This is a genomic window from Aromatoleum toluclasticum ATCC 700605, assembly GCF_000378245.1.
GTDB classification, from domain to species: Bacteria; Pseudomonadota; Gammaproteobacteria; order Burkholderiales; family Rhodocyclaceae; genus Aromatoleum; species Aromatoleum toluclasticum.
This window is the reverse complement of sequence record NZ_KB899493.1, coordinates 352549-365472: the sequence shown is the minus strand read 5'-3', so window position 1 is coordinate 365472 and position 12924 is coordinate 352549. Positions and strand designations below refer to the sequence as shown.

Genomic DNA, 12924 nt, shown 5'->3' with positions numbered 1-12924 from the left:
GAAACTGCGCGTCAACACGCTTCGATGAAGAAATTATACATCCGCACCTTCGGCTGCCAGATGAACGAGTACGACTCCGACAAGATGGCGGACGTGCTCGGGGCGACCGAGGAACTGGTCAAGACCGACAACCCCGAAGAGGCTGACGTGATCCTCTTCAACACCTGTTCGGTGCGCGAGAAGGCGCAGGAGCGGGTGTTCCACGACCTCGGCCGGGTCAAGCACCTGAAGCAGGCGAACCCGAACCTCATCATCGGCGTCGGCGGCTGTGTCGCCAGCCAGGAGGGCGAGGCGATCGTCGCGCGCGCGCCCTACGTCGACGTCGTGTTCGGGCCGCAGACCCTGCACCGCCTGCCGCAGCTGATCGCCGAACGGCGCTATAGCGGCCGCTCGCAGGTCGATATCTCCTTCCCCGAGATCGAGAAGTTCGACAACCTGCCGCCCGCGCGCGTCGAAGGGGCGAGCGCCTTCGTGTCGATCATGGAAGGCTGTTCGAAGTACTGCACCTACTGTGTCGTGCCCTATACCCGCGGCGAGGAAGTGTCGCGGCCGCTCGACGACATCCTCACCGAAGTCGCCGGCCTCGCGGGGCAGGGCGTGAAGGAAGTGACGCTGCTGGGCCAGAACGTCAATGCGTGGCGCGGGCCGCTCTCCAGGAAGGGCGGCGAGCTGGGCGATTTCGCCTTCCTGCTCGAATGCGTCGCCGAAATCCCCGGCATCGAGCGCATGCGCTACACGACCTCGCACCCGCGCGAGATGACGCAGCGGGTGATCGATGCCTACGCGAACATTCCCAAGCTCGTGAGCCACCTGCACCTGCCCGTGCAGTCGGGCTCCGATCGCGTCCTCGCGGCGATGAAGCGCGGCTATTCGGTGCTGGAGTTCAAGTCGGTGGTGCGCAAGCTGCGCGCGGCCCGGCCCGATCTGTCGTTGTCGTCGGACTTCATCGTCGGCTTCCCCGGCGAGACCGAGGAGGATTTCGAGAAGACGATGAAGCTGATCGAGGAGATTGGTTTCGACGCCTCGTTCAGCTTCGTCTTCAGCCCGCGCCCCGGCACGCCGGCGGCGGACATGGAAGACCCGGTGCCGCAGGAAACCAAGCTGCGCTGGCTCGCGCGCCTGCAGAAGCGCATCGACGAGCAGGCGCAGGCGATCAGCCAGGCGATGGTCGGCCGCGTCGAGCGCGTGCTCGTCGAAGGGCGCTCGCGCAAGGACGAGACGGAGCTCGCCGGGCGTACCGACAACAACCGCGTCGTGAATTTCGCCGGCAATCCGCGCCTGATCGGGCAGTTCGTCGAACTGACGATCACCGCCGCGCTGCCGCACAGCCTGCGCGGCGAAATCGTCACGCGGGAGGTCTGAATGGGCCGACCCACCGAAGTGGTGCTGGAGCCGCTGGACAACCAGCGGCTGGCGAACCTGTGCGGCGTGCTCGACGAGAACCTGCGCCAGATCGAGACCGCCTACGACGTGACGATCGCGCGCCGCGGCGAGCGCTTTACGCTGCAGGGCGGGGCCGCGCAGGCGGCGCTCGCGGCGAAGGCGCTGCGCGAGTTCTACGAGCAGGCGAGCGAGCACCTGAGCGTCGATGACGTCCAGCTCGGCCTGATCGAGATCGCCAACCGCCGCAAGTCCGACCAGGCCGCTCCCGCGCTGATGACGCGCAAGACCGAGCTGCACGGCCGCACGCCGCGCCAGGTCGAGTACCTGCGCAACATCCAGGCGCACGACATCACCTTCGGCATCGGCCCCGCGGGCACCGGCAAGACCTATCTCGCCGTCGCCAGTGCGGTTGACGCCTTCGAGCGCCAGCTCGTCGAGCGCATCATCCTGACCCGCCCGGCGGTCGAGGCCGGCGAACGCCTCGGCTTCCTGCCGGGCGATCTCGCGCAGAAGGTCGATCCCTACCTGCGCCCGCTCTACGACGCGCTCTACGACCTGATGGGTTTCGATCGCGTCGCCAAGCTCTTCGAGCGCGGCAGCATCGAGATCGCGCCGCTCGCCTTCATGCGCGGGCGCACGCTCAATCACGCCTTCATCATCCTCGACGAGGCGCAGAACACGACGCCCGAGCAGATGAAGATGTTCCTCACCCGCATCGGCATAGGCGCGAAGGCCGTCGTCACCGGCGACCTCACGCAGGTCGACCTGCCGCGCGGCCACCGCAGCGGCCTGCTGGAAGCGCGCGAGGTGCTCGCCGCCGTGCGCGGCATCGCCTTCACGGAGTTCCAGAAGGAGGACGTCGTGCGCCATCCGCTGGTCGCGCGCATCGTCGAGGCCTATGACAACCAGGCGACGCGTGCCGCGATGCAGGTCGCGCTCGCGAAGAAGGAGCAGGCGTGATGATCGACTCGCCCCCGCATCTCGCGCTGACGATCCAGAAGGCGATCGGCAAGGCGAACCGCGACAACGCGCCGTCCTCCACCGACATGCGCCGCTGGGCGCAGGCCGCGCTGCAGGACGACGATGCCGAAGTCACGGTGCGCCTCGTCGGCGCGACCGAAGGCCGCGAGCTCAACCGCGATTTCCGCGGCAAGGACTACGCGACCAACGTCCTGACCTTTGTCTATGATCAGGGCGAGGACATGCCCGGCGGTGACGACGCGCCGCTCGCCGGCGATCTCGTCCTGTGCGTGCCGGTCGTCATGCGCGAGGCCGTCGAGCAGGGCAAGCCGCTGGCCGCGCATTTTGCGCATCTGATCGTGCATGGCATGCTGCACCTGCAGGGCTACGACCACGAGGACAGCGACGAAGCCGAGGAGATGGAGGCGCTGGAAACACGGATTCTCGCCGAACTGGGCTATCCTGATCCCTACGCCGAACGATCCGTCTGACCCGCCCGCCTGATTCTTCCGACATATGGACCCCGCATCACCCCGACCTAGTCTGCTCGAACGCCTCTCCGCGCTGCTCTCGCGCGAGCCCGAGGACCGCGACGAACTCCTGGCCCTGCTGCACGCGGCCTTCGAACGCAACCTGCTCGATGCCGACGCGCTGGCGATCATCGAGGGCGCGCTGCAGATGTCCGAGCTGCAGGTCGGCGACGTGATGATCCCGCGCTCGCAGATGGACATCATCCGCCTCGACGACCCCGTCGACAGCATCGCCGCGCACGTCGTCGACACCGGCCATTCGCGCTTCCCGGTCGGTGCCAGCAAGGACGACATCGTCGGCATCTTCCTCGCCAAGGACTTGCTGCGCTATTACGCGGGACGCGGCTTCGACATGCCCGCGCTGCTGCGGCCCGCGGTGTTCGTGCCCGAATCGAAGCGGCTCAATGTGCTGCTGCGCGAATTCCGAGTCAGCCGCAACCACATGGCGATCGTCGTCGACGAGTACGGTAGCGTTGCCGGCCTCGTCACGATCGAGGACGTGCTGGAGCAGATCGTCGGCGACATCGAGGACGAGTTCGACCAGCTCGAACCCAGCGACAACATCCAGCTCGACGCGGACGGCCGCTACCGCGTCCGCGCGACGACCGAAATCGGCGAATTCAATGCCGCCTTCGGCTCCGACTTCAGCGACGCCGAAGTCGACACCGTGGGCGGCCTGCTCATCTGCCAGCTCGGCCGCCTGCCGCGGCGCGGCGAAGTCGTGATGCTGGGCAGGCTGCGCGTCACCGCGCTGCGCGTCGATGGCCGGCGCGTGCATACCCTGCTCGTGCAGCCCGTCTCCGGAACGGCGGACGCGTGACCGTTCGCGCGCAGGATTCGGGCGCCGCAGCGGCAGGCGGGCGGATGCGCGGACTGCTGGCGGCGCTGCTTGCCGGCGGCGCGTCGGTGTTCGCCTTCTCCCCCTTCGGGATCTTCCCGCTGGCGGTGCTGAGCCTGGCCGTGCTGGCCGGCTTCGCCGCCCGCGAATCGCGCGCCCGGGGCGGATTCGCGCTCGGTTTCGCCTGGGGCCTGGGCGCCTTCCTTGCCGGCGTGTCCTGGCTCTACGTCGCGCTGAACCGCTACGGCGGCATGCCGATGCCGCTCGCCGCCTTCGCGATCCTGCTCTTCTGCGCCTACCTCGCGCTCTTTCCGGCCGCAGTCGGCGCCCTGTTCGTCCGTCTCGGCCGTGGAGCTGCGTGGCGGCGCGCATTGCTTTTTTCCAGCCTGTGGATCGGCTCCGAAATGCTGCGCGGCTGGCTGTTCACAGGCTTCCCGTGGCTCGCGCTCGGCTACTCGCAGACTCCGCCCAGCCCGCTCGCCGGATACTTCTCCGTGCTGGGCGTGTATGGCGTGGGCGGCCTGGTCGCCTTCCTCGCGGCGCTCGTCGCCCTCACGCCCTGGCGCAGCGTGCGTCCGGCCGCGGCGACGCTCGCTGCCGCCATCGTCCTGTGCGGCCTCGGTTACGGTCTCGGGCGCGTCGCCTGGACCTCCCCGGCCGGCAAGCCGCTCGAGGTCGCGCTGATCCAGACCAACATCGAGCAGGGCCTGAAGTGGCGGCCCGAACTCCTTGCAGACTGGCTGGACGGTAACGCGCGCCTCGTGCGCGAGCATCCCGCCGACCTCGTCGTGCTGCCCGAGACGACGTTGCCGCTGCTGGCCGACCGCCTGCCTGACGGCTACCTCGAAGAACTCGCCGCGCCGGTCGCGGCGCGGGGTGGCGATCTGGTGTTCGGCGTGTTCCTGCGCGATGCGCGCGGCTCGATCTACAACGCCGCGTTGAGCCTCGGCGCCTCGCCCTCCCAGACCTACGCGAAGCAGCACCTCGTGCCCTTCGGCGAATACTCCCCGCCGCTCTTCGGCTGGTTCTACGAGCTGGTCGACATTCCGATGTCCGACCAGACGCGCGGCGCGCCCGACCAGCCGCCGCTGCGCCTCGGCGAGCAGCGCGTCGCGATCAACATCTGCTACGAAGACCTCTTCGGCCGCGAGCTGATCCGCAGCCTGCCCGAGGCGACGCTGATGCTCAACCTGTCGAACCTCGCATGGTATGGCGACTCCTTCGCTCAGCCCCAGCACCTGCAGATCGCCCGCGTGCGCGCGATGGAGACGGGGCGGCCGATGCTGCGCTCGACCAACACCGGCATGACCGCGCTGGTGCAGCCCGACGGCCGCGTCGTCGAGGTGCTGCCGGCCTTCGAGCGTGGGGCGCTGCGCGCATCCGTGCAGGGCTACGAAGGCCTCACGCCCTATGCGCGCTGGGGCGATGCAGCGTCGCTGGCGTTCGTCGCGCTGGCGCTCGCCGTCGCGGGGTTTCGGCGCCAGAAGGCGGGCCCCGGAGGTCCGATCTGACCCCGGCGCACGAGGTGTTCCACCCGTGAGACGAGCAATTTCCGGCGGGGAACTTCGCCCTGTACCCGGAATGCCATTAAAATCCCCCCTTTGCGTCTGCCGCGCGGCGCCCTTGCCGTCGCCCATAGCTGTCGAGAGACCATGTCCCTGCACAAACCCACCTTCCAGCAAGTCATCCTGACGCTCCAGCAGTTCTGGGCCGATCGCGGCTGCGTGTTGCTGCAGCCCTACGACCTCGAAGTCGGTGCCGGCACCTCGCACACCGCGACCTTCCTGCGCGCGATCGGCCCGGAGCCGTGGAATGCCGCCTACGTGCAGCCTTCGCGCCGCCCCAAGGACGGCCGCTACGGCGAGAACCCCAACCGTCTGCAGCACTACTACCAGTTCCAGGTCGTGCTGAAGCCTTCGCCGCTGAACTTCCAGGAGCTCTACCTCGACTCGCTGCGCGCGCTCGGCATCGACACCAACGCGCACGACGTGCGTTTCGTCGAGGACGACTGGGAGAACCCCACGCTCGGCGCCTGGGGCCTGGGCTGGGAAGTGTGGCTCGACGGCATGGAGGTCACGCAGTTCACCTACTTCCAGCAGGTCGGCGGCATCGACTGCAAGCCGGTGCTGGGCGAAATCACCTACGGCCTCGAGCGCCTCGCGATGTACCTGCAAGGGGTCGAGAACGTCTATGACCTCGTGTGGGCGGTCTATCCGGACGGGCGCAAAGTCAGCTACGGCGACGTCTACCACCAGAACGAAGTCGAGCAGTCGACCTACAACTTCGAGCACGCGAACGTCGAGTTCTTCTTCTCGCTCTTCAACAACTACGAATCCGAAGCCAAGCGCCTGATCGAGATCGGCCTCGCGCTGCCGGCCTACGAGATGGTCCTGAAGGCCGGGCACAGCTTCAACATGCTCGACGCCCGCGGCGCGATCTCCGTCACCGAGCGCGCCGCCTACATCGGCCGCATCCGCAACCTGTCGCGCGCCGTCGCGCAGGCCTATTACGACTCCCGCGAGAGCCTGGGCTTCCCGATGCTCGACACCGCTGCAAACAAGAAGGAGGCCGTGTGATGAATGCCTCCCTGCTCGTTGAACTCCTGACCGAAGAACTCCCGCCCAAGGCCCTGCCGCGCCTCGGCGAAACCTTTGCCGCGAAGATCTTCGACGGCCTCAAGGCGCGCGACCTCCTCGCCGAAGACCGCGGCTTCCGCTGGTTCGCCGCGCCGCGGCGGCTGGCGATCACCGTGCCGCAAGTGCGCGCCGCCGCGCCCGCACGCGAGGTCACCGAGAAGATCATGCCGGTGCAGGTCGCGCTCGACGCCGAAGGCCGTCCGACCCCTGCGCTGCTGAAGAAGCTCGAAGCCAAGGGCATTCCGCCCGAGGCCGTCGCGAGCTTCGAGCGCCGCATGGACGGCAAGGCCGAGGCGCTGTTCTACACCCGCAACGAAGACGGCGCGGCACTCGACGCCGTGCTCGCCGGGATCGTGCAGGACGCCGTCAAGGCCCTGCCCATCCCCAAGCTGATGCGCTGGGGCGCGGGTGACGCGCAGTTCGTGCGCCCCGTGCACAAACTCTCGATGCTGCACGGCGAGCGCATCGTGCCGGGCCGCGTGCTCGACCTCGACTCCGACCGCATCACGCGCGGCCACCGCTTCATGAGCCGCGGCGACATCGCGCTCGCGACCGCCGACGCCTACGAGCCGACGCTGCTCGCCGAAGGCAAGGTTATTCCTGACTTCGCCGAACGCCGCGCCGAGATCGAGCGCCAGCTCCTCGCGACCGCCGCGCGCGAAGGCGCGAGCCTGGGCGAATACGCCGACCTCCTCGACGAGGTCGCCGCGCTGGTCGAGCATCCGACCGTGTATGTCGGCGAATTCGAAGCCGAGTTCCTCGCCGTGCCGCAGGAATGCCTGATCCTGACGATGCGTGCGAACCAGAAGTACTTTCCGCTCTTCGACGCGCACGGCAAGCTGCGCAACCGCTTCCTGATCGTGTCCAACATGCGTCTCGAGGACGCCTCCAACATCATCACGGGCAACCAGCGCGTCGTGCGCCCGCGCCTGTCCGATGCGCGCTTCTTCTTCGAGCAGGACCGCAAGCACACGCTGGAGAGCCGCCTGCCGCGCCTCGCTCCGGTCGTCTATCACAACAAGCTCGGCAGCCAGTTCGAGCGCGTCGAACGCCTCGAACGCCTCGCGAGCGCGATCGCGGGCAAGCTGCGCGGCGACGCAACTGCCGCGGGCCGTGCCGCCCGCCTCGCGAAGGCCGACCTCGTCACCGACATGGTCGGCGAGTTTCCCGAACTGCAGGGCATCATGGGGCGCTACTACGCGCTCAACGACAAGGAAGGCGAGATCGTCGCCGACGCGATCCAGTCGCACTACCAGCCGCGCTTCGCCGGCGATGCGCTGCCCGCGGGCAACGTCGCCTGCGCCGTCGCGCTCGCCGACAAGCTCGACGCGTTGGTGGGCTTCTTCGGTATCGGCCAGCTGCCGACCGGCGACAAGGACCCCTTCGGCCTGCGCCGCGCCGCGCTGGGCGTGCTGCGCATCCTCATCGAGACGCCGCTGCCGCTCGACCTCGCCGAGCTCATCGGCGACGCCGCGGCCGGCTTCAAGCCTGGTCTTCTCACCGCGCAAGGCTTCGAGTCGCAGCTCCTCGACTTCATGTTCGAGCGCCTGAAGAACCTGCTGCGCGACGCCGGCCACGCGGGCGACGTCATCGACGCCGTGCTCGCGCTGCGCCCGACCCGCATGGATCTCGTCCCTGCCAAGCTCGACGCCGTGCGCACTTTCCGCGCGCTGCCCGAGGCCGAGGCGCTCGCCGCCGCGAACAAGCGCATCGTCAACATCCTCAAGAAGGTCGAGGGTGAACTGCCCGAACCCGAGGTCGCGCTGCTGCAGGAAGAGGCCGAAAAGGCGCTGTTCCACCGCGTCGTCGATGTCGCGCCGCTGGTGCGCTCGCACATGGGCAACGAGGACTACACCGACGCGCTGTGCGTGCTCGCCGGCCTGCGCGCCGCGGTCGACACCTTCTTCGACGAGGTCATGGTGATGGCCGAGGAACCGATGACGCGCCAGAACCGCCTCGCGCTGCTGCGCCAACTCGCCGGTCTGATGAACCAGGTCGCCGACCTGTCGCGTCTGTCGGCGTGATTTCCGGAGCTGATCCATGCCGAACAAGCTGATCATCCTGGACCGTGACGGCGTCATCAACTACGACTCCGACCAGTTCATCAAGTCGCCCGACGAGTGGAAGCCGATCCCGGGCTCGCTCGAGGCGATCGCGCGCCTCAATCAGTGGGGCTGGCGCGTGGTCGTCGCGTCGAACCAGTCCGGCGTCGGTCGCGGCCTCTTCGGCATGGACACGCTCAACGCGATCAACGAGAAGATGGTGAAGAGCCTCGCCCAGGCCGGCGGCCGGCTCGATGCGATCTTCTTCTGCCCGCATTCGGCCGATTCCACCTGTGACTGCCGCAAGCCCAAGCCGGGCCTGTTTCTGCAGATCGCCGAGCGCTTCAACGCCAGGCTGGATGGCGTGCCCTGCATCGGCGACAGCCTGCGCGACCTGCAGGCCGGCGTCGCGGTCGGCTGCAAGCCCTATCTCGTGCTGACCGGCAAGGGCATGAAGACGCGCGACGATCCTGCGCTGCCCGAAGGCACGCTCATCTACCCCGATCTCGCGGCCGTGGTCGCCGATCTCACCGCCTGAAGGATACCGTGGTCGTCCTGCGCTCCCTGCTGTTCGCCATCGTCCTGGCGATTTTCACGCCGCCGTTCGCGCTGTTCGGCATCCTCGCCTACCCGCTGTCGCCGCGCACGCGCCATCGCGTCGTCACGGCCTGGGCGCCGTTGATGATGTGGTTCATCCCGCGCATCCTGGGCATCCGCTACAAGGTCATCGGGCGCGAGAACATCCCCTCGGTGCCGTCCGTGATCCTCTCCAAGCACCAGTCGGCGTGGGAGACGATGGCCCTGCAGGTGATCTTTCCGCCGCTGTGCTTCGTGCTGAAACGCGAGCTCCTCAAGGTGCCGTTTTTCGGCTGGGGGTTGGCGTCGATTCCGGGCATCGCGATCGACCGTGCCGCCGGCAAGGATGCGCTCGGCCAGGTCGTCGAGCAGGGACGGGACCGCCTGTCGGAAGGCTACTGGGTCGCGGTGTTCCCCGAGGGCACCCGCACCGCTCCCGGCGCCAAGCGCCGCTACAAGGCGGGCGGCGCCGCGCTCGCGCAGCAGGCGGGCGTCCCCGCCGTGCCTGTGGCGCATAATGCCGGGGAATTCTGGGGACGCGACGCCTTCCTCAAATACCCGGGCGAGATCACCGTCAGCATCGGTCCCGTGATCGACCCGACGGGGCTGGATGCCGCCGAGATCAATCGCCGCTCCGCGGCATGGATCGAAGGCGAGATGCACCGCCTGTTCCCGCACCACTACCGGAGCGGTCCCGACGCGGCCGCTGCAGTTCCGGGCGAGGTCGAAGAGGCGGAGTGAATCGGGCGGCTTCGGTCGTCCCGCAAGCCGCCCTCCGGGGCGCGGAGCGAGGAATGGAAGGGGCGGAAGGGATGCAGATGATGGATCGTCGTGGCAGGCTTTCGTCGCAGCCGGCCGAGCCGCCGGCGCGCGAATCCGCCGGACATTTCCGCCTGATGCGCTATTTCACGCTCGCGAGCCTTGCCGCGTTCGTGATCGTCGCCGTCGTGCTGTATTTCCTGCAACGCGACGAGATCACGTTTTTCGCCGAGGTCCAGCGCGAACAGGGCGATTTCTTCGCCCGAGCCCAGACAGATCTCGCCGCGAAGCAGGACCACGCCGCACGCGCGAGCCTGATCTCGCTGCACGAGGCCAGCCATGTCACGCTCACGCGCGTCGTCGGCAACGTGTTGTGGGACTCCCACATCGCGCCCTTTGCCGCCCGTGCGCAGGCCATTTCCGCCGCGCCGTGCCGCAGCCTGTCCTCGGCGGCGGCGGGCGGTCCCGATGCACGGCGCGCATGCTTTGCCGAGCTGGGCAGGACGATCATGGCGCTGCCGGGCTTTGCCGAGCTCGACGCCAAGGCCTATGACACGATGCAGGCGAGCAGCGTGTTCAAGATCAAGGTGTTCGATCTGCGTGGCATCACGATCTATTCGTCGGAGCATGCACAGATCGGCGAGGACAAGGCGGACAACCAGGGGTGGAAGAACGCGGCGGCCGGGGTGCCCGCCAGCGAGATGACCCACCGCGAGCGCTTCAGTGCCTTCGAGGGCGTGGTCGAGAACCGCGACCTGATTTCGAGCTACATTCCCGTGCGCGAGCGTGGCAGCGAACGCGTCGTGGGCGTGTTCGAGATCTATTCCGACGTCACGTCATTCCTCGCGCGCATCCAGGCGGTTTCGGCCGAACTTGGCGGGCTGGCGCACGCGAACCAGGAGGCGCTGGAGACGACCCTGGCGGAAAACGAGGACAAGGTGAGCACCAGCTCCGAGGTCTTCCTCCTGGTCGTCGGGGGCACGCTCATCGTGCTGTATGGCGTCCTGTGGGCAATTGTGCGCAACGGCCAGCGCATCATCGACTCGCAGGCGGCGGCCCAGGAGCGCGCGGCGGAACGCGAAGAGCGCTGGCATCACGAGAAGATGGCCGCCCTCGCGACGATGGCCGCGAACGTCGCCCACGAGGTCGGCAATCCGCTTGCAACGATTTCGATGCTCGCGCAGGAGATCCAGCTGAACAAGCAGCGCACCGGGTGCGACGCCTGCCAGCCGGGCCTGATTCTCGAACAGACCCGCCGCATCGCCGGGATGACCCGGCAGATCTCCGAGTTCGCGGCGGCGCGGCGCGAATCGCGCGAACTCATCGACATCAACGTGATGGTCAAGTCGATCCTCGATTTTCTCGGCTTCGACCGGCGCTTCCGGTCGATCCGTCTCGACTTCAGGGGCGGCTCCGATCTGCCCGCGGTTTCGGTGATTCCCGACTACCTCAACGAAGTGCTGATGAATTTGCTGCAGGCGTGCACGGAATGTCCTGCCGGCCCGGGTGGAAAGGGCGGCACCATCGTCGTCGAGACGATGGCCAGCGGGGCGGAGCTGCTGATCCGCATCTCCAGCGAGTGCAAGGCCTATCCTGGCGTCTGCAGGGACCATGCCCGTTTCGAGGACAGCCGCTTCGACGTCGTGAGGCGGCGCATCCGCAGCCTGGGCGGCCGTGTCACGCGCGAGCGCACGTACTACGAGATCGCCCTGCCGGCGGAAGCGCCAGTCGCGCCCGCGTCCTGATTTTCCGCAGGACATCCCCGCGGCACTGCGTCCGGTTCCGGCGGAGACGTCCTGAAATGCCGCTTCCATGAACCCGGCAACGAAATGCCGTTCGGGCCGAGCCTGTCGAAGCCCTGCGATTGCCCCTCTGAAGGAATCCATATGTCGTCCGCCCTAGGCATGGAAGAAGCCCGCAACTACATGCACAGGCTGCTCAATGCGATGCACCAGATGGATGGGTCGGACCTGTTCATCTCGGTCGATTTTCCGCCGACCGTGAAGGCGCATGGCATGATGAAGGCGCTCAGCCAACAGCGACTGACGCCCGACATCACGCGTTCGTTGGCTCTGAGCCTGATGAACGACCGCCAGCGTGCCGAGTTCGAGGCCGAGATGGAGTGCAATTTTGCGATCTCCATCCCCGGACTGTGCCGCTTCCGCGTGAACGTCTTTGTCCAGCAGCAACACGCCGGCATGGTCATCCGCACGATCGCGTCCGAGATCCCGACGCTCGCCAAGCTCGGCCTGCCGGAGGTGCTCAAGGAAATCATCATGACCAAGCGCGGCCTCGTGCTGGTCGTGGGTGGTACGGGTTCGGGCAAATCGACGACGCTGGCCGCGATGATCGATCACCGCAACAGCACTGCCCCCGGGCACATCATCACGGTCGAGGATCCGGTCGAGTATGTCCACCGCAACAAGCAGTGTCTCGTCACGCACCGCGAGGTCGGCGTCGATACGCATTCCTGGGAACATGCGCTGAAAAACACGCTGCGCCAGGCGCCCGACGTGATCCTGATCGGCGAGATCCGCGACCGCGAGACGATGGAGCATGCGATCGCCTTCGCCGAGACGGGCCATCTGTGCCTGGGGACGCTGCACGCGAACAACGCGAACCAGACCATCGACCGGATCGTGAACTTCTTCCCCGAGGAACGGCGCAACCAACTGCTGATGGATCTCTCGTCGAACCTGCGCGCGATCGTGTCGCAGCGCCTGATCCGCACCGAGGACGGCAAGGGACGCAAGGCGGCGATCGAGATCCTGCTCAACACGCCGACGATCGCGGAGATGATCTTCAAGGGGCAGTTCCAGTCCATCAAGGAGATCATGGCGAAGTCGCGCGAACTGGGTATGTGCACCTTCGACCAGGCGCTGTTCGACCTCTATGACGCCGGCTTCGTCAGCTACGAGGAGGCAATCCGCAACGCCGATTCGACCAACGAGTTGCGCCTGCAGATCAAGCTGAAGGCCGAGCGTCGCCAGCCGAAGACCTCCGCGGGCACGGAGTTGAGCCTGTCGATCGAGGAAGAGAAGGACGCGGAAGAGGAAGCCGAGGGCACCGCCGCTCCGGGTGCCAGGATCGCCGGCTAGGTGCCGGATTCGCCGCCGCACCGGCCGCTCTCGCAGCCGCCGATTCAGTCCTGAAAACAAAAAGCCCCGCAGATCGCTCTGCGGGGCTTTTTGTTGCCGCGC

The 12924-nt window shown here is 67.3% G+C and carries 11 protein-coding genes; all 11 read left to right on the top strand.

Going from position 1 to position 12924, the window contains the following annotated elements:
• The first annotated feature begins 24 nt into the window (after positions 1-24).
• The 11 genes from miaB to F464_RS0107215 all read left to right on the top strand — a co-directional run bounded on the left by miaB (position 25) and on the right by F464_RS0107215 (position 12822).
• The gene (miaB, locus tag F464_RS0107265) at positions 25-1362 is read left to right on the top strand and encodes a tRNA (N6-isopentenyl adenosine(37)-C2)-methylthiotransferase MiaB (protein WP_018989131.1); all 1338 of its coding nucleotides are present in this window, start codon (positions 25-27) and stop codon (positions 1360-1362) included.
• A complete protein-coding gene (locus tag F464_RS0107260) occupies positions 1363-2343 on the top strand; it encodes a PhoH family protein (protein ID WP_018989130.1) in 981 nt (326 codons plus the stop codon). It abuts the gene before it with no gap.
• Positions 2343-2834 (top strand): rRNA maturation RNase YbeY, encoded by a 492-nt coding sequence (ybeY, locus tag F464_RS0107255; protein WP_018989129.1) that lies wholly within the window; start codon positions 2343-2345, stop codon positions 2832-2834. Before F464_RS0107260 ends, ybeY begins: the two co-directional genes overlap by 1 nt.
• Positions 2835-2859: 25 nt before the next feature.
• The gene (locus F464_RS0107250; protein WP_018989128.1) at positions 2860-3693 is read left to right on the top strand and encodes an HlyC/CorC family transporter; all 834 of its coding nucleotides are present in this window, start codon (positions 2860-2862) and stop codon (positions 3691-3693) included.
• A gap of 44 nt (positions 3694-3737) precedes the next feature.
• Positions 3738-5222: an apolipoprotein N-acyltransferase gene (gene lnt, locus F464_RS0107245; RefSeq protein WP_040394671.1), complete on the top strand. Its 1485-nt coding sequence runs from the start codon at positions 3738-3740 to the stop codon at positions 5220-5222.
• A gap of 141 nt (positions 5223-5363) precedes the next feature.
• Entirely contained in the window at positions 5364-6287 is a 924-nt protein-coding gene (glyQ, locus tag F464_RS0107240) for a glycine--tRNA ligase subunit alpha (RefSeq protein WP_018989126.1), read from the top strand.
• A complete protein-coding gene (gene glyS / locus F464_RS0107235) occupies positions 6284-8371 on the top strand; it encodes a glycine--tRNA ligase subunit beta (protein ID WP_084600428.1) in 2088 nt (695 codons plus the stop codon). Before glyQ ends, glyS begins: the two co-directional genes overlap by 4 nt.
• A gap of 16 nt (positions 8372-8387) precedes the next feature.
• On the top strand, positions 8388-8927 hold the full coding sequence (gene gmhB, locus F464_RS0107230; protein WP_018989124.1) for a D-glycero-beta-D-manno-heptose 1,7-bisphosphate 7-phosphatase: 540 nt from the start codon (positions 8388-8390) through the stop codon (positions 8925-8927).
• An 8-nt stretch (positions 8928-8935) separates the two neighbouring features.
• On the top strand, positions 8936-9706 hold the full coding sequence (locus F464_RS0107225; protein ID WP_018989123.1) for a lysophospholipid acyltransferase family protein: 771 nt from the start codon (positions 8936-8938) through the stop codon (positions 9704-9706).
• 53 nt (positions 9707-9759) lie between these two features.
• Complete coding sequence (locus F464_RS0107220; protein ID WP_018989122.1) at positions 9760-11469, top strand: sensor histidine kinase; 1710 nt, start codon at positions 9760-9762, stop codon at positions 11467-11469.
• 141 nt (positions 11470-11610) lie between these two features.
• Positions 11611-12822 carry a PilT/PilU family type 4a pilus ATPase gene (locus F464_RS0107215; RefSeq protein WP_040394577.1) on the top strand — a complete coding sequence of 404 codons (1212 nt, stop codon included), beginning with the start codon at positions 11611-11613 and terminating at the stop codon, positions 12820-12822.
• Positions 12823-12924 lie beyond the last annotated feature (102 nt).

Excerpts from the sequence above, each read along its gene's own strand:
- miaB (WP_018989131.1), top strand. The coding sequence starts at position 25 with ATGAAGAAATTATACATCCGCACCTTCGGCTGCCAGATGAACGAGTAC.
- gmhB (WP_018989124.1), top strand. The coding sequence starts at position 8,388 with ATGCCGAACAAGCTGATCATCCTGGACCGTGACGGCGTCATCAACTAC.
- F464_RS0107260 (WP_018989130.1), top strand. The coding sequence starts at position 1,363 with ATGGGCCGACCCACCGAAGTGGTGCTGGAGCCGCTGGACAACCAGCGG.
- F464_RS0107250 (WP_018989128.1), top strand. The coding sequence starts at position 2,860 with ATGGACCCCGCATCACCCCGACCTAGTCTGCTCGAACGCCTCTCCGCG.
- ybeY (WP_018989129.1), top strand. The coding sequence starts at position 2,343 with ATGATCGACTCGCCCCCGCATCTCGCGCTGACGATCCAGAAGGCGATC.
- lnt (WP_040394671.1), top strand. The coding sequence starts at position 3,738 with ATGCGCGGACTGCTGGCGGCGCTGCTTGCCGGCGGCGCGTCGGTGTTC.
- glyQ (WP_018989126.1), top strand. The coding sequence starts at position 5,364 with ATGTCCCTGCACAAACCCACCTTCCAGCAAGTCATCCTGACGCTCCAG.
- F464_RS0107215 (WP_040394577.1), top strand. The coding sequence starts at position 11,611 with ATGTCGTCCGCCCTAGGCATGGAAGAAGCCCGCAACTACATGCACAGG.
- F464_RS0107220 (WP_018989122.1), top strand. The coding sequence starts at position 9,760 with ATGGAAGGGGCGGAAGGGATGCAGATGATGGATCGTCGTGGCAGGCTT.